This is a genomic window from Bacteroidales bacterium, assembly GCA_013141385.1.
Lineage (GTDB): Bacteria > Bacteroidota > Bacteroidia > Bacteroidales > Tenuifilaceae > UBA8529.
Window position 1 is genome coordinate 32,019 of sequence record JABFRB010000012.1, and the last position, 24,525, is coordinate 56,543.

The 24,525-nt window shown below is 37.1% G+C and carries 2 protein-coding genes; both read right to left on the reverse strand.

All coding sequences use genetic code 11. The annotated features are described in order from the left end of the window. Positions 1-3 precede the first annotated feature (3 nt). On the reverse strand, positions 4-15,315 hold the full coding sequence (locus HOO91_06460) for an SDR family NAD(P)-dependent oxidoreductase (protein NOU17185.1): 15,312 nt from the start codon (positions 15,313-15,315) through the stop codon (positions 4-6). Continuing rightward, positions 15,312-24,038, reverse strand: coding sequence for an SDR family NAD(P)-dependent oxidoreductase (locus HOO91_06465; protein NOU17186.1), 8,727 nt, complete (start codon positions 24,036-24,038; stop codon positions 15,312-15,314). The genes HOO91_06460 and HOO91_06465 overlap by 4 nt, the downstream gene beginning before the upstream one ends. Positions 24,039-24,525 lie beyond the last annotated feature (487 nt).

Sequence of the window (24,525 nt, forward strand, 5' to 3'; positions counted from 1 at the left end):
TTTCTAGGCTAATTCTACTGCTTCATCAACAGAAATTTCATTTTTTAAAACTTTTTCTATTAGTTTTTGATAATAAGAATCATCAAAAAGAGAATCACTATTTGTTTTTTGATGAGAGGATTTTACTTCACCTTCCAAAATCCTAAATGAAAATCCTTGCATCTGTACACAAATATTTCCTTGCTGATCGCATAAATCAATATCAAACTTAATGAGCTTATCATTCGGCTTACTGCCTGGAGAATAACGTACCCATGAAAACATCTCACTGGTACATGCCGAAATAATACGTATATGTTCCAAAGCAAAAGGCACAAATGGTTTGCTAGGAATATGGTTCAAATCGGCAATTAAACCAAATGAGGATTGCAAAGCACTGTCCATCAAACTGGGGTGTAATAGAAAATCATTGTATTCTGACTTCCCCTCAATAATAGGAGGTAACTGCAATTGAGCAAGCAATTCCTCTTCTCCAATAAAGATAGTTTTTACACCTTGAAACGCTTGTCCGTAATTGAACCCTATTTGAGTAAATATCGCATAAAGGTCAGTGCCATTTATTGTTTTACATCCCATTTGTCCTTTTAACTTTTCCAGATCAAGCATATCAGTTGTCGTCCTTTGACTCAAAATCGCTTGACCCTGACAATGGATTATTTCTTCTTCATTGTCCTGACTATAAATCTCATAGTCTATTTGATCTATAGAACTATTACCCTTAAAATTTTCAGCTAAAACTATAGAAACATCTTTGTATTCTTCGACAACAAGTGGTTTTAGCCAAACAATATTGTGCAGTTCCAAAGTGGTTGATTCTAATTGAATCTGTGATGCAAGCGATATTGCAACTCGAGCCATTTCCAGATAAGCAACTCCTGGTAAAATTCTTTGTCCCTGTACTTGATGATCTTTTAAGAAAAATTCTTCGCTACTAAAAGTAGATTTATAACTTTGCTGTATAAAATCAGAAGTGTTACAGTGTAGCAAAGAGTGAAGTATTGCTGGTTTAACGTCTGTATTTTCTATTTGTTCAGTATCAATCCAATATCGCTCCTTCTCAAAAGTATAACTTGGCAGGTTGATACGTTTTGGTTTATTCTCCCCATACAATTTTCGCCAATCAATAACTAAGCCTTTTACCCAAAAACTCAGCAATTTTTCATATTTGCCTTTAACAATCCATGTCTCTATCGCTTTTTCAATTTCTTCATCAATAGCAAACTCAATTAATACACCTTTATTACGCTTGATTTGACCACGATAAAACAAATCTATCGTTTCTTTCCCATCTAAAAAATCATTTAATTTATTTATAAGCTCTTCTCTGGATTGAATTATTAAGGCAATGCGTTCTTCCATCACATCTCTCCCTACCTGCAAGGTATAAGCAATACTACTTAAATTCGCTTCTTCATTGGTTTCCAGATATTTTTTAAGATTACGTGCCGCTTCTTTAAGGCTCGTTTCTGTCTTTGCCGATAAGATTATCAAATAATTATCATTTGCTTGCAGTTTGTGTTCTGATTCCTTGACAATATATTCTTCAAGCACCACATGAGCATTTGCTCCTCCAAAACCAAAAGAACTAACACCAGCTCTTCGCGGTAACTCGCTCCCTTGTTGATCTTTTATGCGATGCCAATGATCATTTTCCTGCACAATATAGAATGGACTGTTTTTTAAATCGATATACGGATTTATGAAATCACAATGCAAGGTTTTGACGCGTGTTTTATGTTTGAATTGTAACAGGACTTTGATAACACCTGCAATACCAGCCGCCAATTCTAAATGTCCAATATTGCTTTTTACGGAACCAAGTCCGCAATGAACTTGTGCCATTTGTGTTCCTCCTGTCTCATTATAAAGATCCTTAAATGCGTTTTTAAGTGCATTTACTTCTATTGGATCACCCAATTCTGTTCCCGTACCATGAGCCTCAATATATCCAACAGTGCGGGGATCTATTGCGGCTTTTTTATATGCTGCCTTTAATAAGCTTGCCTGAGCAATGGGATTTGGTGCAGTTAATGAATTAGCCCGACCACCATGGTTCTCAGCACTACCACGAATAATTGCATAGATAGAATCTCCATCTCTTTCCGCAGCACTAAGTTTTTTCAAAAACAGCATACCTACTCCTTCGCCTCTGACATATCCATTTGCTCTATCGGAAAAGGTTTTACAGCGTCCATCTTCACTTAGCATACCTGCATTGCCAAATGAAATATGTTCAAACGGTTTAAGAATGGTATTAACTCCCCCTACAATAGCCATTTCGCAATCCCCCATTTCAATAGCTTCTATAGCACGATGAATCGCAACTAATGAACTTGAGCATGCAGTTTCAATCGCTTCACTAGGGCCATGAAGGTTCAAAAAATAACTCATCCTGTTCGGACCCATTGACGGCACCTTCCCTGTTGAGCTATACCCTTTTATTGCCGCCTTTGCTCGAGTAAGCAATTCACTGTAACCGCCTTCGAAAGTACCGATAAAAATTCCGGTTTGTGTGTCGGAAAGACTCTCTGATGAATAACCAGCATCTTCAATTACTTTCCAGATATATGTCATTATTAATCGCTGCTGTGGATCCATATGCTGTGCTTCGCGTGGTGAAATGCCAAAAAACAGCGGATCAAATTCATCAATCCCATCAATAAAACCGCCCCATTTAATATTGGTTTTATTCACTTCTGTTTTTGGATCACCATATATCGCCTGCCAATCCCAACGCATTTTCGGAATTTCGCTTATGCAATCTTTTCCCTCCTTAAGATTCTTCCAAAAATCTTCAAGCGTTTCAGCTTGTGGAAATTTTCCACTAACTCCGATAATGGCAATTGGATCAATTAATCGACTTTCTGGTGCTATGGTCTTTATAAAACGATGACTTTGTTTTGGTTTATTGCTAATAGCTAAGAATAAGTCTGTATCTTTTTCCTCTGCTTTATCTACTTCAACAAAACTTACATCTTGCTTTTTAACCTGAACCTGCAAACTAAACAAATTGACAAAAATTTCCTTATGCGCTTTTGCTAAGTAATTGGCAAAAGCAGAAAGGGTAGGATAATCAAAAAAGACTGTGGGTGTCAACTCCAATTTGTAGTCCTGGTTCAACTGATTAATCAATTCGGTCATACTAATGGAATCAAAACCAAACTCTGGGAGTTCCGTATTTACATCCAAGTCATCTATCCTAATCTTTAAGAATTTGGCTACCTTTTGCAGCAAGGCATTTTGTATTTTGCTGGTTAAGAAATCAATATCTATTTCTATTTGATGTTGCTCCTGCTTTTTGACTTGAACCTGCAAACTAAACAAATTGACAAAAATTTCCTTATGCGCTTTTGCTAAGTAGTTGGCAAAAGCAGAAAGGGTAGGATAATCAAAAAAGACTGTGGGTGTCAATTCCAATTTGTAGTCCTGGTTCAACTGATTAATCAATTCGGTCATACTAATGGAATCAAAACCAAACTCTGGCAGTTCCGTATTTACATCCAAGTCATCTATCCTGATTTTTAAGAATTTGGCTACCTTTTGCAGCAAGGCATTTTGTATTTTGCTGATTAAGTTATCAATATCTATTTTTCCTTGTTGTTGTTCAACAATAGGGCTCAATTTATGCGATTGAACTTTTTTCTCATAAGCAAACAAGTATTGTCTCATGCGAGACAATTGACCTTCCATAACCATTATTTGCGATGCTTCTATTGACAGACATTGATTGAATGCATGGATACCGCTTTCTTTTTGCATCTTTATCATACCTGTTTTGGCATGCATCAACTTTTCAGTAGCAGCATCTAAAAACATTCCACCACCATGCCATAAAGGCCAATTAATTGAAATTGTTTTACCATGACGAAGTTGCTTCGCTACTAAACCATTTCGATAATATGCGTATGCATCCATAAATGCGTTTGCCACAGCATAATCTACTTGCCCAACATTACCTTGATTTCCTGCTATAGAGGAGAATAAAATGAAGTATTCTATTGGTAATGTTTGACTTGCCTCATCCAGATTAAAAGTACCATTTACTTTAGGAGCTAAAACTATTTTAAATTCCTCCACGGTCTTCTTCACAATAAGATTGTCATTGTTAATTCCTGCACAGTGAAGGATGCCTGTTAATTTGCCAAATTCCTTTTCTATGGCTTCCATCAAATACTTAACCGCCTGACCATCTGCAACATCTACTTGATGATAATCAACCCGTGCGCCAAAAGCCTGTAATTTTTCTATTTGCTGTTGTTTCTCTTTGCTTAAAACAGAACGATCTGTTAATATCAACGTCACCTTTCCAATACTTTCAGCAATTGTTTGGGCAAATATCTGCCCTAATGCTCCTGCACCACCCGTAATTAAATATACTCCATCTTTCCTCCATGGATTTTGATATTCAATAGAAGATATAACTTCTACCATGCTATTCACATATCGTTGATTATGTTCATAACGAATCAGACTATCTTCCTCATATAGACTATTTTCTTGTAATATAGAAAATAGATTCTCTGCTGATAACGAATCTTGAACTACAATTACTTGACCAACAATCCTCGAATTTTCTAAATGGGCTGTTTTAAGCATACCCGATAAAGCTGAGTAAACTCCACATTGATCACGATCAGATACCAGAACTTGAATTAATATCTTGTCATTATTTCTTTTCTTCTGAAATGTTTGTAATGTTTCAAACAATTGCAATGCATCTTCCTGAAATTGATTTGTTAAAGAACCTTCTGTAGGCTTAAACTCAGTAAATACCACCTCTGGCATCATCTTTTGCAAAGCATTTTTAACTGATGCTAAGCCACATACAAAAATTCTTCGTTCCGCATAATTAATAACCTCAACTAGTTTTTCCGTAACTCTTTTCTGCCAAACTGGTTTTAACAATAATGTTCCTACCTGATTTGTAGTTGATTCTAAAACATTATTTTCCAAAACCCTAGAAGAAAATCCTCTCATTTTTACACAAACGTTGCCAGCATCATCAAATACATCAATATCAAGCGTCTGTACCTTATCTGAGGGTTTCTCCCCCTCTGCATAACGCACCCATGACCACATAGATTGAGTACAAGGGCTAAAAATTTCCAATTGTTTCAATGCAAACGGCAATGCCAGTTTTGAAGGGGAATCATCCTGTAAACCTATTGCTGCTTGTATTGCTGAATCTATTAAACTGGGGTGTAAAAAGTACAAATCTTTTGTTTCTAAAACTGAAGCCGGTAAGTTGAGTTTTGCCAAAACTTCATGTTCGCCAATATTGACCTCTACAAGCCCTTGATGTCCAGAACCATATTCCATACCCATTGTTTTTAATATATCATAACAATTTTTCTGGCTTATCTGTCTTTTGCATATGCGGGACTTTAACTTAGTAAAATCAACTAAACCATTCTGTGCAGAGGTATTGAAAATTGCCCGACCCTGGCTGTGTATTACAGGTTCTTGGTGAGGTTGCTCAATGCTCGTTATTTCATAAGCAATTTGTCCATCATCTTCAGGGTAAAGGTTGATATCAACCTTTTTTGGTGCATCATTTACTACTATCGGTTTTAACCAAACGATATTGCTCAATTGTATGCTGCCATTTGCATCTTCTCCTATTGCATGTGTTATTGCTTTCCTAGCCATTTCTAAATAAGCTACACCAGGTAGAATTTTTTGACCATTTACCTGATGGTCTTTTAGAAAAAATTCTTCGCCACTAAATGTTGAACTGTAACTCTGCTGGCTAAAGTTTGATGTGTTGTTGTGCAATAAAGGATGTAGTACCGAAGATGATATGAGTTTTTTAGATGTTATTTCTGTCTCCACAGATTCCAACCAATATCGTTCCTTGGCAAAAGGATAAACGGGTATGCAGATACGTTGGGGCTTGACCTCTTCATACAATCTATTCCAGTCAAACTCTAAGCCTTTAACCCATAATTCCATCAGTTTAGACAGTTTTCTTTGGTTTATCCATTTACTAATAATAACTTCTTTCGTTTCTTCATCCTGATTGATAATGTTCAAACCTTCCTTATTGCGCTTAACTTGTCCTTGATACGAATCTTCAATCCCCTGCTCACCATCAAGATAGGATTGAAGCTTTACAGTTAGTTGATTGATCGAACTCACCATAAAACTCAGGCGTTCCTCCATAGCATCTCGACCAACCTGCAAAGTATAGGCTAACCCCGCCAAATCAATGGATTCTTCCTCTCTGCAAATGAAGTCTAATAAATCACGTACCTTTTGTTTAAGTTGCTTTGCCGTTCTAGCAGAAAGAGGGATAATGAATTTTGTATTCTGTGCAATCGGTTTAACTACTTTAGAAGGCAAATGCTCTGCTAAAACTATATGAGCATTGGTACCGCTAAAGCCAAAAGAACTAATTGCAGCTTGACGTCGCAGTGCATCCTTTAACTCCCACTTTTGCAACTGGCTATTAATATAAAACGGACTCTCTTTTAAATCAATATGTTCATTCAGCTTATCAAAGTTTATTGTCGGAGGCAGTTGTTTGTGTTTCAACGCCAAAAGAAGTTTTATAAATCCTGCAACCCCTGCTGCCGATAAACAATGACCAACATTACTTTTTACTGAGCCTAAGGCGCAATAGTTTTTTTTCTGGGTATATTTTTTAAATGCTTCTTTGAGTGCCTCAACCTCAATAGGATCACCTAACTTTGTTCCTGTTCCATGGTTTTCAATCAATTGAATACTATCTGGATCGATATGATATTTATCGTAAACCTCTTGTTCTAGCCGTGTTTGTGATTCCGCATTAGGGGCGGTAATCCCATTGGTTTTGCCATCCTGATTGGCTCCCCAACCTTCAATGACACCAAGAATTATATCATGATCTTTTTCTGCATCAGCCAACCTTTTCAGCATCACAACACCAACGCCTTCACCTGGAACAAAGCCATTGGCTCTATTATCAAAGGTAAAACATCTGCCATCTGTCGAGAGCATCCCTGTTTGTGAACTCATAATATGAATTGAAGGACCTGCCAACACATTAACACCTCCAGCCAATGCTATATCGCTATTGCCCAAAATCAAGCTATCACAGGCACTTGCAATAGCAATCAGAGATGAAGAACAAGCAGTATCAATAGATAAACAAGGACCTTGCAAATTTAAATAGTAGGAAATACGTGCAGCTAATATCGAAGAAGCAGCCCCTGTAAAACCTTGGGCACTCAATTGATGCTTTGGTGATAATTTGTGATAATCTCCAACACCACAACCAACAAAAACTCCACATTTGGTGCCAGACAGGCTTTTAGGATTGTATCCTGAACTTTCTATGCTGTGCCAACATGCTTGTAAAAAGACCCGTTGTTGAGGATCCATATTTTCCGCTTCTGTGGGCGAGATATTAAAAAATAGGGGATCAAAAAGATCATATTCTTCTAGAGCTCCCATCCACTTACAATTGGTTTTTCCTGGTACTGGCTTCCCTTCATGATAATAAGTGTTAATATCCCAACGATTTTGAGATATCTGACTGATACAATTTTTACCCTGAGCAATATTTTGCCAAAATTCTTCAAGATTGCTAGCTTGAGGAAATTTTCCTGCCATGCCCACCACCGCAATCGACTGTGATTGATAAGCAGAATATGCACTTGGGTTAATTTTCAATGAAGTTTTATTACGCCAAGAAGAAAGTTCTTTTATAAAAAACTCACTAGAAATCTTATTCTGTGGTTTTGCAGGAATAACCTGTTTATTAATCAGCGTTCCCTTTTTTACCGCCTCTTCTTTTACATAACGACTGAGTTGGGTGAGGGTTGGGTAACTATAGACTTTAGTCGCCTCAATCGAGGTTTTATACTTTTCATTTATCTGTCGTATCAAGGTCACACCCGTAATAGAGTCCAAACCAAGATCAACAAATTGAGTATTCTCATCAATATCCTGCTCCTGCAAATGCAACTCCTGGGCTAAAAGCTTTTTAATGCTAGCTGTGACTGCAGGCAGCACATCTACATCTGGCACTGAAACCACAGAGGCAAAAGATGTATCAGGGTTAATCCCCAATGTCGTTTTGTTACGCCAAGAAGAAGACTCATTAATCGTTATTTCATTCTGTGGTTCTGCAGGAATAACCAATTTATTAAGCAGTGCTCTCTTTTTTGCCGCCTCTTCTTTTACATAACGACTGAGCTGTGTGAGAGTTGGGTAACTATAGACTTTAGTCGCCTCAATCGAGGTTTTATACTTTTCATTTATCTGTCGTATCAAGGTTACGCCAGTAATAGAGTCCAAGCCAAGATCAACAAATTGAGTATTCTCATCAATATCCTGCTCCTGCAAATGCAACTCCTGGGCTAAAAGCTTTTTAATGCTAGCTGTGACTGCAGGCAGCACATCTACATCTGGTATTGAAATCGCAGAAACAGAAGATGTATCAAGTAAGCTCGAACTCGATATTGTTTTTTCAGAGAGTGAGGTAGTGCTCTGTAAATCAGTATGTCCTTGAATAAAACTGGTATTTATCCGTTTTAATGCTTCAGATTGACCTACAAATGTTTTTTCATGCATGGATAGTTCAAGTTTATATGTTTCTTCCACTTGACTATGGACATGCTGTGTCAATTGGTGCTTGAGAGCGATCAAACCCCCTCTCTTTTTCTGTGCTATTTTTTTTGCTAAGTCAAACGCAACTGGATTAACTTGCTCTCGAGGTAAAACGGAAATCCGAAGTCCTCTGTTTTTTAAGTCTATACCCGTGTATTCCCGTGCTGTCAATAAGGTTTCTCTCGCCAAATCATACCCCATTACGTAAGGAAAAATAAACGTGGCTCCTGCTCCAGGCGTAAAACCAAAATTCATATACGGACTCAAGTAGTGACTTTCTTCACTGAACAGGATCAAGTCTGCAAACATCCCAAGAGACCATCCACCACCAATACCATGTCCCTGCATAGCAGCAATTACAGGTACCTTGCACTCCATTGCCAGTTGATAAATTTTAGTATCTGTAAATTTGGCCTTGCCCTCTTGTATGGCCAATAAACCCTCTTTGGTGCCACCTGATGCAAAATAAGTATCATATCCAGTTAGAATCACTACTTTATATGGCACTTGGCTAATATGTTCAAAAACTTCAATTATACCCTCGACAAGCGTATCGGAAAACATATTTTTAACTTCCCGATCTTCTAATTTAACCACAAGGATTCCTTCTGGGTGTGCAATCGCACTAACCACTTTATTCTTTAACTCTATAGGAGATGGTGCTATAAGTAAAGGTTCATATTCTTTTTCCTCGGATTCAACCCATACAGGCAACTGATCTATTTCCTGTTGGATGCCTAATGCTATTCGCTTTTTCCAAAATACTATCGTTTCCATTGGCAACTTTGCCCAGTAATCCGCAAGTTCTAAAGCTTTAGTCAAAACTTGACTTTTTTCTACAACTTGCAAACTTCCAATTCGTTGTCCCAATTCAATACCAGAGTAGTTATTACCTGTTAGCAAAATTTCCTTACCCAAATAGTCACCAAATCGGTGCGAAAAGATCATGCCCGCTTGTTTTGCTAATTCTGAACTTTGCAAAATACTTGTAGCACAATAATTCCCTTTATCATGGTATATTGAAGCATCACAAAATTGACTAATAAACCAACCTATACCATTCGCATTCGAATCCAAAACAGCAATGATAGGAATCGTAGATTCGAGGATAAGACGTTGTAATTCCAATACTTCATTAACGGTTGCTGACTCTGAGAGAAAATCAGGATGATCACTGGCTAGAACAATGGATTTGTATTGGGATGCGTTATTGATCTGGGTGAAGATATTCTTTAGATCTGCCGCTAAAGCTTTTGTTCCATGCGCTTTCTTCGCTTCGAGTATTCTGATTAGCAGAACGTTTCCGGCATGGGTTTCCATCTGGATATGCTTAGAAGGCGATGCGATTACCCCATCCGCTTTAGCTTTACCAGACGTACTATCGCTCGTTACAGGATCGGCAACCCTCAGTTCGTCCACCTGCGGAGCCAATTTACGGGTCAAATGCTGTTTTAATAGGCGGAGGGAGTCCTGAGATTTATTCGCGAGGTTTGAGGCTAATGCTTGTGCGTGAGCCGCTACCTGTTCCTGTGGCAGAATCGGGCAAGTCCATCCTTTCGCTTGAAGCTGCTTTCCAGTTGAATCCGTTGATAGGTACAAGAAGTCCGTTGTGCAAGATTCACCGAATCGCTCCCTGAATAGTAGGTCTTCTCCCGCCGTTGGGTAGATCCCCTCCTGCATATTCGTGTAGTAGTATCTTCCTTCCTGGCTGCAAATCATAAAATCACACAGGGCGCCAACCAAGAACCCTGCTCCTATAGCATCTCCTTGCATGACAGCAATCGCTGGGTATGGAAAGGACACGATGGCCTTAAATAACTTTTGCTCTACCGCTTCATTAAACTGTTTCCTTCCTCCACGTAAAAAACAACCCTCCATCCCGCTAATCGTCAATACCTTGATGGTGCTTTCTTGCCGAACTGTTTCTAGGGCTTGCAGTAGTTGCTCTATCAGCTCTTTTGAAAGCTCATTATTACTTGCTGTTGCGGCTATTTGAATCGTAAATATTCCGTCCCCATAATCATATAAGCTCACCGAAGAGGGCGTAGATAATGTGCTCTTACTGTGAGAAGGTTCAATTGGCACATTTGAAAGCGTAACAAAAGATTTGCTTAACACACGCTCTTCCAACTTCTCTGACTGGAATGCATTGGACGCAACTAACGAAATACCTGTTGGTTTTTTTAATTCTTCTTTCTTGAACGTTTGTACCTGAGGCGTACTAAATGAGATTTTTTCGGATGTAATTGTAGAAAGGGAGATTTTTCTAGGCGCAAAAGTAGTAACTGCAGATGTTTCATGATCAGATACTTGTTCAATTACATTTATCGATTCATGTTGATAGCTAATACCTCTCATTTGGACACAGACATTCCCTTGTTGATCACACAAATCAACATCAAGTTTAGTGATTTTATCTCCTGCCTGATGATCGTTAGAGTAACGCGCCCATGCGTACATATCTTTGGGGCAGGCCGATATTATACAGATCGATTCTAGAGCAAAGGGGCGTGATGTCTGATTGGAATATTTCGTTAAATCGACAATTAAACTAATAGAAGCTTGAAAGGCACTTTCCATTATGCTCGGATGGAGAACATAACCATCCATATTGCTTTCTGAAATACTTGGTAAACGCAACTCGGCTAATAATTGATCATCCCCTTTATATATGACAGTAATTCCTTGATAGGTATGTCCATACTGTATACCCAAGTCCGTAAGAATACCATTGTATAGACTGCTTGAATCCAACTTGTCTTTCTGCATTTGAGTTTTGAGTTGTGCTATCTCAAGTCTAACAGAAACTGGTTGATGATTAAAAATAGCTTGTCCCTGACAATGAATGATCTCCTCTCCATTATCCTGGCTATAAATTTCAAAGTCTAATTGATCAATACCTTTTGCAATTACGGCTATTGTAACTTGCTTATTTCCTGTAACAAAAATTGGCTTACCCCATACGATATTATGTAACTCCAAAATGCTTTCTTGTGTAAGAGGCATGGCTTTCTCCATTGCAACTCGAGCCATTTCAAAATATGCTACTACAGGAAGTATTTTTTGTTTAAGGCCATCACCTATTCTTACATGGTAATCTTTAATAAAAAATTCTTCACCACTAAAAGTAGAGTTGTAACTTTGCTGCAGGAGATCTGATGTATTTGTATGCAGCAAGGGGTGGAGTACGGTGGTTGCTTTTCCTGTTACGACAAACTGATCCTTCATTGTTGCATCGACCCAATATCGCTCTTTAGCAAAGGGGTATAGAGGCAGACTTATACGTCCGGGTTTCTCTTCTCCATAAAGTTTATTCCAATCAAGTTGTAAACCTTTGACCCACCAATCCAATAACCTCGATAACTTCTTTTGATCTATCCATTTATTAACTGTTTCTTGTAAATCGGCATCCGCATTAAACTGAGACACAGTATCCTTATTAGGTTTCACTTGTCCCCGATAAACATTTTCTATATCTTGTTCACCATTGATATATAATTGAAGTTTTTCAACCAACTGATCAACTGAATTTACTATGAATCCCAACCTCTCCTCCATTGCATCCCTACCCACTTGCAGAGTGTAAGCCAAAGCAGATACATCTATTGTTTTTTGTGATGCTACTTGCTCTCCTGTCTGGGTTGCACGAATAAAATTGAAAAGATCGCATACCTTTTGTTGCAACTGTTCAGCAGTTCGCGCCGACAAAGGAATCATTACTTTTACGTTTGTTGTATTGACCGCAGTAAAATATCTTACCGGCTGTATATATTCTTGGACTATAATGTGAGCATTTGCCCCTCCTGCCCCAAACGAGGATATTCCAGCTATACGCGGTATCTCTTGAATAATTCCATTTATTTTCTGTGACGGGCGCTGCCACTTTGCTAAACTTTTTTGATGTACAAATGGAGTCTGACTGAAATCGATTTCAGGATTCTCTACATCAGCATGAATAGAAGGAACGAGTTGTTCATGTTTTAATTGTAACAATACTTTAGTTAATCCAGCAATACCGGATGCCGATTCACAATGCCCTATATTTGATTTTAACGATCCTATAGAACAAAATTGCTTTTTATCGCTTGTCTCCTTAAAAGCACGAGCTAAAGCAGCAACTTCAATTGGATCTCCCAATGCAGTGCCTGTCCCGTGAGCCTCAACATAACTTATTTGTTCAGCCACAAGATTAGCTCGTTTTAAAGCTTTGGCAATTACGGCAGATTGAGCTTTAGGATTAGGAACAGTATAGCCATTCGTTTTCCCGCCTGCATTAACAGCACTCCCTTTAATGATGCCATAAATATGATCACCGTCTTGTTCTGCTTGCTTCAAAGGTTTCAAAACAACAGCACCAACACCTTCTGCATCAATAAAACCATCAGCCGCATTTCCAAAGGCTTTACACTGATTGCCTGGAGACAGCATAGTCATTGCTGTCAACTCTAAATAATGAACTGGGTCAATGATTAAATTGACTCCACCTGCAATAGCACATTCACTCAATCCGCTATAGATGCTATCTAATGCTAAGTGTATTGCCGTTAATGATGAAGAACAGGCAGTGTCTACTGCCATTGAAGGACCTTGAAAATTAAAAAGATATGAAACTCTATTGGCAACTGAATAATGAAGTGGTTGTGAAGTATATCTGGCATTCATCACACCAGCAAATACACCAATCTTTTCAATACTGCCCAACGTCGCTGGTGTATATCCAGCATCCTCTATCGCATGGTAACAAGACTCCAAAAACAATCGTTCTTGAGGATCCATACGCTCAGCCTCTTTAGGAGCAATTTTAAAAAACAATGGATCGAATTTATCAATATCTTTTAAAAAGCCTCCCCACTTAGTATACATTTTCCCCAACTTCCCCTTCTCCTCATCAAAATATTCTTCCCAATTCCAACGATTTTTTGGAATTTCTGTAATACAATTAGTCCCTTTCGATAAATTTATCCAAAACTCGCTTAAGTTATTTGATTGTGGGTATCTTCCGCTTAAACCAATAATTGCAACATCAATGACATGTGGATTGGCAACAGTATTGGTAACAGACATCACTTGGAAAGATGCCTGATTACTTTTTCTTGAAACTCGGGAAAATCTTTTATCTTGCGAAACCTCTTGCTCTTTTAAAACAATATTATTATTAACAACTGGCGATATTTGTTTTGACTCATCAGTCGTTGTTGTGCTTGACAGTAAAGCCATTAAAGCCTCTTTTTTGTTTTCTATAAAATACTTTACTAGCCCTTCAATAGTTCGCTCTTCAAAAAATAATGTACTTGTAATATCAGGAAATACCTTACGAAACTGATTAGTGAGTTGAACAACTAAGATGGAATCCAAACCATATTTTTCAAATGGTTGATTTGGTTCAATCTGCTGAGGGTTCATCTTTAGAGTTTTCGCAACTAATTCCTGAAAAAAGGAGATGCTCTTATCGCGCAGTGATTCTCCCGTATCGACAGAACTTTTTATGGTCTTTACTGGTTTCACCACTTCAGGAATAGCAACTTTTTTATCTGAAATTATTTTCGATTGTTTAGAATATCTTTGTCTAATTAATCCATCACTACTTGCAGCAACAACCTGATGTCCAAGTCGATGAACTTTTTCTGCAGGAAAAAAGACCGATTCAAATCCTACTTCTTCCATGACTTCTTTCCATTTCTGGGGAGTCAACCCAGGACTTCCAGGCAACCGCAATGCTGTATCCTCATACAACCACCATCCCTCCAGTAAACCAAAGGTCAAATGGGTAAACAATGTCCAAGTGCTCATTTCATTTATCAATAAAACACCTTGGTTTTTTAGCACCGCTTTGGAATTGCGTAAAGTTTCTCTAATGTTAGGTGTAGCATGTAATACATTGGTAGCTATAATAAAGTCGTATTTATCAGCTACTATCGATTGTGACACTAAAGGTTTTGATACATCAAAAATTGCCGTGGTCAAGGCAGGGAATTCTGGTTGATAATGTTCTTCCGCGTGCATTAAAAATGCTTTGGATAAATCAGTGTAGCAATATTCAGCAATGGTATCGCCAAATCCTTTTAACATTGGTAATATTTTTGCAGTAGTACCACCTGTTCCTGCACCAATTTCTAAAAGACGGATTTTGCAACCGTTATCTGCCTGCAAACGTTCTTCAATGCAAGCTTTTAATGTTTCGCCCAGTACTCCATTGAGGTAATCAGCTTGTACATTTCCTTTGTAAATGCCTTCTACCAATTCCATTGAAGAATTAGGGAACATGAAATCAGTTGCGGGTTGTTTACCGCTTAAAATTGTGGGTAGTGATTTTAAACATACATCCAATAAATTAATTTGTGCAATTAAATTGGAGTTTGTTGCCCATTCTGATTTTTTATTTTTCCACTCAGACCACAAATCATCAAGTGTGCGAAGATCGGGCTTTAAAGTCAATTCATGACTAAGCAACTTTTGGTCTTGTAAATATTGTATACTGCTATTAAGCCATCGTTCAAAAAAAGACGCAGGTTGTTTGTCCAATAACAATTGGGTGAATTTAGAAACTCCATTACTAAAAAGACCTAAAGATCTTAAAGTAGATGCAAGAATTTGCGCCGCTAAAGCATCCATTTCTGCAGGAGGTTGAACTGTTTCCAGAATAGCGATTTGTTTGTCGGAACTTTGGTTGCTAAGTTTCTTTTGTACTTTCGATAGCATAGTTATTGCCTTAATATTAGTCATCGTGATGCCTTCTGTACATTAGGATAATAAGTAATTGCTTCTGTAACCTTGAGATCTTCAAGGGCCTGAGTATTAATGGTCTTGAGTATAACCATTTGATTAATATCTGTACCTATAAATGATTGCAAAGCAGCCAAGCCTTCTTGTGGTTCAATTGAGCCAAAACCCATTTGTACCATACGCTTAATATAAAAGTCGTCGGCCACAACACCTACACTACCCCAATATCCCCAATTGACAATTTTTATAGGATAAGAATGATTCTGTTGTAGACTGTATGCAAAGCTGTCTTTGAAAGTACAACCTGCATTATAATTAGCCTGACCAGCTCCTTTGTGAAAGGACGATAATGAAGAGAAGAAGAGCATAAAATCCAAACCTAGTTTGCCAAAGACCCTATTCATATTTACACTTATATCAACTTTGGCAGATAAACTAACCCTGAATCTGGATTCTTCCATGTTCCTAAGGCTTTGATCTTGAAGTATTATTGCTGAATGCAAAACACCATTAATAGTTGGATAAGTTTTTAGAATTTTCCCTAATGCCTGCTCCAACGAATCCCATTTTGTTGCGTCTGCAGTAATAAATAAAGGAGGATCTCCAAGTTGACTAAGGGCTTTGATTTTATCTTCAATAGTAGCATTAGATTCCCGTTTGTCAATCCAGACAATTTTAGCCTGATACTGTTCAATCATAAACCGACTCCAGACCTCACCAAGACCACCAGCACCGCCAATAACTACATAAACGCCATTTTGTTTGTAAGCTGTATTTGTCTGAGGTAACGTTGTAATGCAAGCCAATTCCTGACAGAACCATTCTCCTTGACGGTAAGCAATGCCATTTCCATCTTTATCACATGGCATAGATAAACATTCATGAATTGCGACTGAAGACAATGAATCCACATCCAGTAATCGTAAATTCCATTGAGGATACTCTTTTGCCATACTGCCAAATAATCCAAATAATCCGGCATGTGTAGATTTAATATGATCAAACTTCTTCACCTTTTGTGTTTTGCAGGTAATGAATGTCCATTGTAATTCTTTATCTGCATATTCTAAATTCAATAAAGCCTTGAAAAGACGAAAAACAATCAGTATACCTTGTTCTTGTTTCTCAATAATCTGATCAAGATCATCCGCATTGTCATCATCCGACTTAGTAACATCGGGAGCCATCCAGAGCAATTGATCAAAAGAGAAGTTTTTTAGTTTAGATTGAATGTCCTCGATAGTTGGGTTAGAAGGTAGTTGCAAAAGTACCGTATTTGGATACGATTTTTGAACCCAACTCAATTGAGTTTGATTTCCACCCACCAATAAAATTTTGGTAGACCCAGAAAGAGTTATCTTTTCATGCATTTCAAGTTCCAGCGGATTCCAGACAGGAACAAGAGATTGAAAACCGGCCTTAAGTTCTAAGTTATTAGTCTGAAGTGGTATATTTCTGTGAGAAGCTCCAAGTTGTCCATCCAAAATTCTTGAAGAAAATCCACGAATCTGCACACATATAACTCCATTTTTATCAGAGAGATCAATATCCAATTTAATAATATTATCACCTGGTTTACTACCTGATGTGTAACGTACCCAGGCAAACATCTCTTTTGTACAGGCTGATATGATCCGCATGGAATCTAAAGCAAAAGGCATTGACGGTTTACTAGAAAGGTTGTTTAAATCTTCGATTAAACAAATTGAAGATTGTAAAGCACTGTCCATCAAGCTAGGATGTACAACGAAATTACGATGAGTACTTTCAACTGAATTTGGTAAAACCAATTCGGCCAATAACTCATTCTTTCCTTGGTAAACATATTTTATTCCCTGATGGGCTGAACCATACTGAAGACCAATCTTGGCAAAACAAGAATATAAATACGATGATTCGTACCTACTCTGTCCCATTTTTTTTCTGAGTTGTTCTATATCAAGTTTTGCAGGTGCTGGTGTTCCAATAAATACAGCCTGACCTTGACAATGAATTCTTTCTTGAAAATGACCCTCAGAATCGGTCTCTATACTATAAATCTCACAGTCTATCTGTTCATTATGATTTATTGTTTCAGTTGCAAACAAAGTAATAGTGACTTCTTTGTCTTTTGCAACCACAATCGGTTGCATCCAAACTACATTGTGTAACTCAAGGATGGATGATTCCTGCTTGGTAGGAGATGCTTTTTCTACGGCAGCCCGAATCATCTCTAAATAAGCAACACCTGGTAAAACCTTCTTTCCCTGTACCTGGTGATCTTTTAAGAAAAATTCATCACCATTGAAAATGGAACTATAACTCTGCCTACTTAGATCCGAAGTGTTACTGTGTAATAAAGGATGAAGCATCGCAAAAGTTGTAGTTGCTTTCTTATTTACAGGGGTATGCTCGCCCTCTGTATTTGTTGAATCAATCCAGTACCTTTCTTTAGCAAAAGGATATGTTGGCAAACTTATACGTTGGGATTTACTACCATCATAAAGTTTGCTCCAATCCAAATCTAAACCTTTAACCCAAAAATTCAGTAAGTTGGGGAGTTTTTTGCCAGCCATCCATTTATCAATCGTTTCCTGCAAATCGGCATCTGCACTAAATAGTGAAAGGGTATCATCTTTAACATCTATGTGTCCCTGATAAGTGTTTTCAATATAAGAATTACCATCAATAAAAGCCTGTAACTTTTCTACCAATTGATCTATGGAACTAACAATAAAGCCTAAACGTTCTTCCATCGCTTCTCTACCAACTTGTAGCGTATAGGCCATAGCAATCATATCGATATCTTTCTGAGATTGTCCTATTGACTGATTATTTCGCCTTGCTGTGTGAATAAAATCCAGTAAATCACGAACTATTTGTCGTAGTTGTTCTGGGGTTCTTGCTGATAGCGGGATAATAACATTTGTCTTTTGCTCAATAACAGCAGTATTTTTTTTAGTTTCTATAGTTGGCTGATATTCTTCAATGACTAAATGAGCATTCGTGCCGCTAAAACCAAAAGAACTAACACTTGCGCGCCGCAATGAGTTTGGGCTAGCGTCCCATGCTTTCTTTTCTTTATTAATATAGAAAGGAGAATTCTTAAAATTAAAATTTGAGTTCTCTTTTGTCACATTTAGAGAAGGCACCAAAGTACGATGTTGAATAGATAATAAAACTTTTTGTACACTAGCAATGCCTGATGCTGCGGCAGTGTGCCCAATGTTAGTTTTAACAGATGCAATGGCACAATAATTTTTTTTATCTGTTTTTTCTGCAAATACAGTGGAAAGTGCCTCTAGTTCAATGGGATCACCTAATTTCGTTCCAGTACCATGAGTTTCTATATAACTAATGGTCTCCGGGTGAATATCATATTTTGAATAAATTTCTCGTTCTAATTCGATTTGGCTTTTAACACTTGGTGCGGTGATACCATTCGTTTTACCATCTTGGTTTATGCCTGATCCTAAAATAACCCCATAAATTTTATCGTTATCTGCTTGTGCATCGCATAAACGCTTTAAAACTATTGCCCCTACTCCTTCTCCCATAACAATACCATCAGCAGAATCATCAAATGTTTTACACTGCCCTTTTTGAGAAAGCATTCTTGCTTGACACATTCCAATATGAGTTTCAGGACTTAGCCATAAACGAACTCCACCTGCTAGCGCCATATTAACTTCATTATTTACTAAAGCCCTACATGCCAAATGAATAGCTACTAACGAAGAAGAACATGCCGTATTGATGGAAAGTGCTGGACCTTTCAAATTTAGGAAATAAGATATCCTAGCTGCTGCTATAGCTGAATGATTACCAGTAATGTTTGTAGATACAGCGTTATTTTGGAAGAAATGCCAAGAATATTCACTGCTTTCCATTCCAAGATAAACACCACACTTAATATTATTTAAAGCTTTATTGGAATAACCCGCATCTTCAAATGCCTTATAACTTTCTTGTAAAAACAATCGTTGCTCTGGCTCCATATATATGGCTTCTTGAGGAGAAATTCTAAAAAATAACGGATCAAAATGCTCAACATCGTTCAACATTCCAAACCATTTACAATAAGTTTTACCTTCTTTGTTAGGGTCTGGATCATAATATTGGTTAATATCCCAACGGGATGGCGGGAATTCAACAATTGAATTTTTACCTTGAACCAAGTTGTCCCAATACTGCTGTAAATTATCAGCACCTGCATATTTCCCAGACATCCCGATAATGGCGATTTTTTCATTATCGTTTATCTGTTTACCGTTTAAAGGCGAATACCCATGCTGTATCGAACGACCACCACCATTCATTCTTGGAAGTTTTGGGCAAGAATACCCCGACAAGAAAGACTCATTAGATGAAGCAAAAGGTATTGATTCAGAGTATTTAATTTTTTCAGAAGAAGTATGTAATTTTTTAATTTCTGTTTCTAAAAATAAAGCCAATTCTTTAACATTCGGATAATCATAAACTATCACATTAGATATTGATGTGCCATATTTTTTATTAATTGCAACGACCAACTCAACGCCGAGAATTGAATTCAAACCCAAATCGACATATGCCTGATCTATTGCAAAATCAGAAGTTTTTATATGTAACACTTCGGATAGCATCATTTTTAGATGTTGCTGTAATTTCTCTTGAGAAAGATCCTCTGCTTTATTAATATATTTATAGGTTTCTTTTACATCTGTATTAGTTGAAGAGTCTGTTAACCATCCACCGTCTAGATGAGCCATAATTTTTTGAGGTATACCTTCAATAATTAAACTTTGGCTACATCGCAACTCTAAACTACGATAAAATGCCCGTATACCCGTTGCAGTATCCAAACTATGTATACCTATAGTTTGTTGTAACATCTCTTGAGTTGCTTTATCTACGCTCATTCCTCCCTCTTTCCATAAAGGCCAGTTTATCGAAAGGGTTTGACCTTGTCGCTCTCCAGCAACTACCAATTGATTGCGGTAGTGAGCAAACTGATCCATAAAGCCATTTGCAGTTGCATAGTCAGATTGCCCAAGATTACCCATCGCACTGACTATAGAAGAAAATAGGACTAAAAAGTCAAGTTCAACATTTTTGGTAGCCTGATCCAAATTGAAGGTACCAACAACTTTGGGTGTAAGTACCTGATTAAACTCCTCAGCCGTTTTTTTCAGAATAAAACTATCTGAAATCATACCAGCACAATGGATAATGCCATCCAGATGTTTATGTTCAGAGATTATCGCAGCAACAAATTTTTTGACTTGATCTAGATCTTCTATATTCAGTTGTCGATACTCAACAGAGTCTCTATGAGCAGATAATCCCTTTAAAATCGCTTTCTTACCATCTGTTAATTTTGATCGTCCGGTTAAGATAATTTTTGCCTTACTGGTTTGCTGAATAATTTCTTTACAAAATAAAATGCCTAACCCACCAAGTCCACCTGTAATCAGGTAGATACCTTGATCCTTAAAAATAATCCCATGTTTATCTTGGCTTGCTTCAACCTCTCTCCAACGTAAAACACTTCGTATGCCTTGTTCATATTTTATTACCGTATCCTTCGGTTTGTTTTGGTTATCGCACAATTGCTTCACCAATTCATCAATGGTTACACATGTATCTATGAGAATAATTTGACCTGTCAATTGAGGATTTTCTAAAGTAGCCGTTTTTAGTAATCCCGACAACCCGGCAAAAAGTTTTTCTTCTTGTTTGTTGGCAATGACTATTTGAACAAATTTTTTACCCTGATGCTTGTCTCTAAGTATTATTTGTATTTGCTCAAAGCAAGACAGAGCAACTTCGCTATAGCGTTCTGCAATGCTTTTCTGACGTGCTACTTGCAAAGATAAGCAACGGCTATGAGCAACCTTTTTCTCAATCTGCTTTGCATTAACATTTGGTAGATCACATAGAATAATGTGATATTGCACATATTCTAAATGTTCATCTTTAGTTGATGCTTTTATTGCACTGGATTCCCAAACTGGAGCAGAAAGTAGCGTATCAATTTTCTTGCCTTGATTCATCCTGAATTCCCTAAAAGAAAATCCCTGCATTTGAACACAAACATTCCCGTCCTGATCACAGAAAACAATATCTAACTTAATGAGGTTATTTTCTGGCTTACTCCCTTGTGAGTAACACACCAAGGCAAACATGTTTTTCGTGCATCTCGATAATATACATATAGATTCTAAGGCACAAGGCAAGAACAACGGATTGAAAATTTCGGTCAAATCTCCAATTAAACAAAAAGAGGCTTGCAAAGCACTGTCCATCAAACTGGGATGCAACAGATAATCATTAAGGCTCGCCTCAACAACCGTTGGTAAACATAGTTGTACAAGTAATTGTTCTTCTCCTTGATAAATCGCTGTTATTCCTTGATGAGCTAAACCATAATTAAATCCCATCTTGGTAAAGGTTGCATATGCAATGCTTGGGTCTAGTTTACCCCGTTGCATTTTTCCTTTAAGTTGATCTATATTAAGTTTATTGAATACTGTCTTACGAGTAAAAACGGCTTGACCTTGACAATGAACTTCTTCCTGTCCATTCTCTTTACTATAAACTTCATAGCCTATTTGATCACTATAACCTTCAGAATAATTTGTAAATAAAGCTATAGTGACTTGTTTACTTTCTGTCACAACTATGGGTTGCCCCCATACTATATTACGTAACTCTAAACTAGTCGATTCTTGTTGAAGAGGTATCGCTTTCTCTATCGCAACCCTTACCATTTCTAAATAAGCAACTTCTGGTAGAACTTTTTTCCCTTGTATTTGATGATCACTTAAGAAAAATTCCTTACCACTAAAAGTAGTGGTATAACTCTGTTGGTTTAAATCTGAAGTATTGTTATGTAGTAAAGGATGAAGTACTGGCGTTGTAAAATTTGCCGTTTCTAATTGCCCTATTTCAGGCCAATAACGCCCTTTTTCAAAAGAATAAGTGGGTAAACTAATGCGTTGGGGTTTAACTTCATTGTAAAGTCTGCTCCAATCCACATCTAGTCCATTGATCCATAATTCAGCTAATTTTTCCCATTTTTGTGAGTCAATCAAATTTTGGATTACTTCATCTGGATGTTCATTGGTATTAATTAGGTCTATGCTTTCGTTCTTATTCTGTTTATGCGGTTGTATTATATTGTAAGATACATCTACTTTATTTTCTAGAAATAAGATTAAACTATTTTTTAATTCTGCAACCGATGAGACAATGAAAGCCACTCGATATTTCATGGCTTCACGACCCACTTGTAAGGTATAAGATAAATCTGAAATGTTTATATCTTCTCTAAGCGTTATAGATGTCGCAATAAAATCCGAAAATTTTTCGATAAGCCGCCGTAAACCTGATTGGGTTTTAGCAGAAAAGATAGCAATAACAGGATGAGCAGCGAGTTTTGTCAATGATTTTTTTTCAGTAACGTATTCCTCTAAAACAACAAATGCATTAGTACCACCTACTCCCAAACTGTTAACACCTGCTCTTCGTGGCTTTTCATTATCATCCCACTTTATTAATGCGTTATTAACAAAAAATGGTGTCTTTTCGAATTTAATTCTAGGGTTTGGCTTATTATAATGCAATGTTGGAGGGATTAATCCATAGTGAAGTGCAAGTATCGCCTTAATCAAACTTGTAATCCCTGATGCCGCTTCTAAATGTCCAACGTTAGATTTAACTGAACCCAAAGCACAATAGTTTTTCTTATCAGTTTGATTTTTAAAAACTGCAGATAAAGCCTTTACTTCTTCCGGATCTCCAACGAAAGTACCTGTTCCATGAGATTCTATAAATCCAATCGTACTTGCATCAACTTGAGCCTTTTTTAATGCATTATGAACACATCTAATTTGCCCTTTTGCGCTACTGGCTGCATAACTTAGTTTTTCCTTTCCATCATTTGTAACTGCAGAACCTTTGATAATAGCATAGATATGATCTCTATCTTTAATCGCATTCTCCAACTTCTTAATTAAAATAAGACCTAAACCACTTCCAAAAACGACTCCATCAGCATTTTCATCAAAAGGTCTCACATGTCCTGACTTAGAAAATATGTGACCTATTTTATATTCGTATCCTTGCACATGTGGAATACGAACAGTAACCCCGCCTGCTAATGCCATATCACATTCATCATTAAACAGACTTAAACAAGCTTGGTGAACTGCTACCAATGAAGTAGAACAAGCAGTTTGAATTGTCATGCTTGGTCCAGTGAGATTCAATTTATAAGATATATAGGTAGATAAATAATCCTTGTCGTTTCCCAAATGTGTTGGGCTGGCAGCAAGTTTTTCAAATTGATTATTTTTATTGACGAAATTTGAGTAATAACTATTTACAATTCCTCCTGAACCAGCAAAAACTCCGATATTTTGGGGATCTTTAGTTGCATAACCAGAATCTTCTAATGTATCCCAAGCACATTGAAGCAATAACCTCATCTGAGGATCCATCAACTCAGCTTCCACCGGTGCTATTTTAAAAAACGCTGGATCAAACTTATCAATATCTTCTAATATCGCAGCGGATTTCACATATGTGCTGTTATTTATATCTGATTCAGGAACTCCAACACTTCTTAATTCGTCATCTGAAAGTTGACAGATACTTTCCTTCCCCTGACAAATATTATCCCAAAACTTAAGAATATTATTAGCACCCGGAAATTTACCCGACATCCCAATAACGGCGATATCACTATATTTTGTATTCATATATTTTTTCTAACTACACGGTGAAGATTTGAAATATGCACATGAAAAGGCATCTACAAAACACAAAGGAAATTTATTAAGGTTGAGAGCGAAAGCATTAATTATTAAAATATCCTCTTTTAAACAAGAATAAGATATGACTTCAGCCCTGGATCAAAAGATCATTCATCATAAGGTTACACCTAAAACTTAGATTATCTCATATGACAATCCCTAATCACTCCTATCTAAAGTGAATTTGATGTAAGGTATTATCTTGAGCAAAACAAAAAATTTGACCAACGTGAGTTCTATATAAGAAGTCACATTAACAATATAATAAACAATTGTTTACAAATACAATATTTATGGGTGGAATGGTGGAAAATGGAATATTGGACAACAAGAGGTTAGATTTATACTTTCCAGTTTTCCATTATTCAAGTTTTCTATTGTTTCAAATAAAATATGACACATATGTTAATACATTGTTTGCTAAATCGAACCA